This is a genomic window from Acinetobacter sp. V2 (genome assembly GCF_001188385.1).
Classification (GTDB): domain Bacteria; phylum Pseudomonadota; class Gammaproteobacteria; order Pseudomonadales; family Moraxellaceae; genus Acinetobacter; species Acinetobacter oleivorans.
The window spans coordinates 1598856-1600544 of sequence record NZ_JZFB01000001.1 but is presented as its reverse complement, the minus strand read 5'-3'; the positions used below and the strand labels follow the sequence as shown (position 1 = coordinate 1600544).

Below are 1689 nucleotides of genomic sequence, written 5' to 3'. Positions count from 1 at the left end.
CCTGCCGCTGGGGAACAAAAAATCTTTAGTGGTCTACTCGAAGAAGATAACTTTGTTACCATCACTCCAGAAGCAGATGCAACTGCATTAGATGTTTTGAACCAGGCAAAATATAAAGCTGCTGCTTCATTTGTTCTACCAGATACAATGATTTTAAACCCTGAAGATTGGGGGAAAATTGAGCGTATTAAGGGTGCAGATGGGCACTATATTTTCGGTTCACCTGGTGCGGTTATCCAACCAGTATTATGGGGATTGCCTGTAGTATTTGCTGCTTCAATGCCAAAGGGTAAATATTGGGTAGGAAATATTGCTATTGGTTTTGATGGTGTTATTCGTGAAGATGTTTCTGTAACTATTTCCACTGAAGATGGTAATAACATTACTAAAAACTTGGTAACAATCCTTGCAGAAATGCGTGCAACGGGTGCAGTCGTTTTACCTGATGCATGTGTTGCTGGTGATTTACCAGTAATTGCACCTCCAGCGGGTGGCTAATATTCAATAAAAGCAGCTTTCGAGCTGCTTTTATTCATGTTTTATGCAGATTTTTGGAGATTCTATTCAGAAATCTGCATTTTTCTTCATTATTAGGACGTTTTTATGAGTGACTACATTTCGCTAGAGTTAGCCAAATCTCATTTACGTGTTTTGCATGCGCGTGATGATGCATACATTGAGTTACTGATCAAAGCGGCTTTAAAAGCGGTAAAAAACTTTATTGATAAAGAATTTACTGAAGTTCAGCAAGAAGATGGCTCTTTACCTGAAGATTTAGTTTATGCAGCCTTTCTGATCATTGGTGATATGTATCAAAACCGCGCGGCTCAAACTGATGCAGCCCTTTACGTAAATATTGCCTGTGAACGGTTAATGTTTCCTTATCGAAAGATGGGGGTTTAACCATGCATGAAAAATTTGAAGCTTGGATTAAAGCCCAGCCGTTTTATATCAAGTTGATTTACATTCATGGTGAACGCCTTTTTATCCATGACAATGGTGAATATCAAGTTTTTGCAATGGAAGTTGCCTTTCAAGCTTGGTTGGTGCAAGGGGGTGATTCATGCAATCAGGCAATCTAAATCAATATATTGAAGTTCAGCAAAAAATGGTTGAACAGGCACAAGATAAATCTGGTGATCGTGAGGAAGTTTGGGTAAATATTTTTCCCATTTACGGCCATATTACTGATTCATCTGTACGTGATCTGATTGCAGCGGGTAAAGAACAATCTGCTGTAGCTTGTCGCATTCTGATTCGTCAATCAGATGTTTTGCCTGGTACAGATTGGACCAAATGCCGACTAGTTTGTGATGGGCTTTATTATCGAATTATCCGACCATTGCGTGACAATAAAACAGGCAATGAATATTTGACTTTAGCGTGTGAACAAGGGGTCTATAAATGGCAGGATTCCAACTAGAAGGGCTTGATGAAGCTCTAAAAAAAATGGATGAAATGGCTAAAAACATCCAAAAAAAACATTTAAAGAAAGCTTTGCGTGAAGGTGCAAAGATTGTTCAAAAATCAGCTAAAGAAAATGCACAAAAAATTAATGATCCTAAAACCAGTGCTGATATTGCAAAAAACATTGTTATTCGCGTGGGTAAAACAGCAGATAAAAACTCTGTGAAAGTTCGTGTCGGAGTTAAAGATGGTGGTGAATTCTGGCGTCAGAACAAGAATGTT

Annotated in this window: 5 protein-coding genes; all 5 read left to right on the top strand. The window is 38.4% G+C overall.

The features are described from left to right. Positions 1-498: phage major capsid protein (locus tag UC75_RS20630; RefSeq protein ID WP_228137155.1), on the top strand; the 498-nt coding region annotated here is incomplete at its 5' end. Positions 499-603: 105 nt separating this feature from the next. Further along, positions 604-903, top strand: coding sequence for a head-tail connector protein (locus UC75_RS07325; protein WP_049837176.1), 300 nt, complete (start codon positions 604-606; stop codon positions 901-903). Between the two features lie 2 nt (positions 904-905). After that, on the top strand, positions 906-1082 hold the full coding sequence (locus UC75_RS19145; RefSeq protein WP_016653725.1) for a hypothetical protein: 177 nt from the start codon (positions 906-908) through the stop codon (positions 1080-1082). Further along, positions 1064-1423, top strand: coding sequence for a phage head closure protein (locus UC75_RS07320; protein WP_016653726.1), 360 nt, complete (start codon positions 1064-1066; stop codon positions 1421-1423). The genes UC75_RS19145 and UC75_RS07320 overlap by 19 nt, the downstream gene beginning before the upstream one ends. After that, a partial coding sequence (locus tag UC75_RS20625) for an HK97-gp10 family putative phage morphogenesis protein (protein ID WP_228137154.1) occupies positions 1405-1689 on the top strand: 285 nt, incomplete at its 3' end. The genes UC75_RS07320 and UC75_RS20625, both read left to right, overlap by 19 nt.

What these genes read in the sequence shown, in the direction of transcription:
- UC75_RS07325 (WP_049837176.1), top strand. Translation starts at nt 604, where the DNA reads ATGAGTGACTACATTTCGCTAGAGTTAGCCAAATCTCATTTACGTGTT.
- UC75_RS19145 (WP_016653725.1), top strand. Translation starts at nt 906, where the DNA reads ATGCATGAAAAATTTGAAGCTTGGATTAAAGCCCAGCCGTTTTATATC.
- UC75_RS07320 (WP_016653726.1), top strand. Translation starts at nt 1,064, where the DNA reads ATGCAATCAGGCAATCTAAATCAATATATTGAAGTTCAGCAAAAAATG.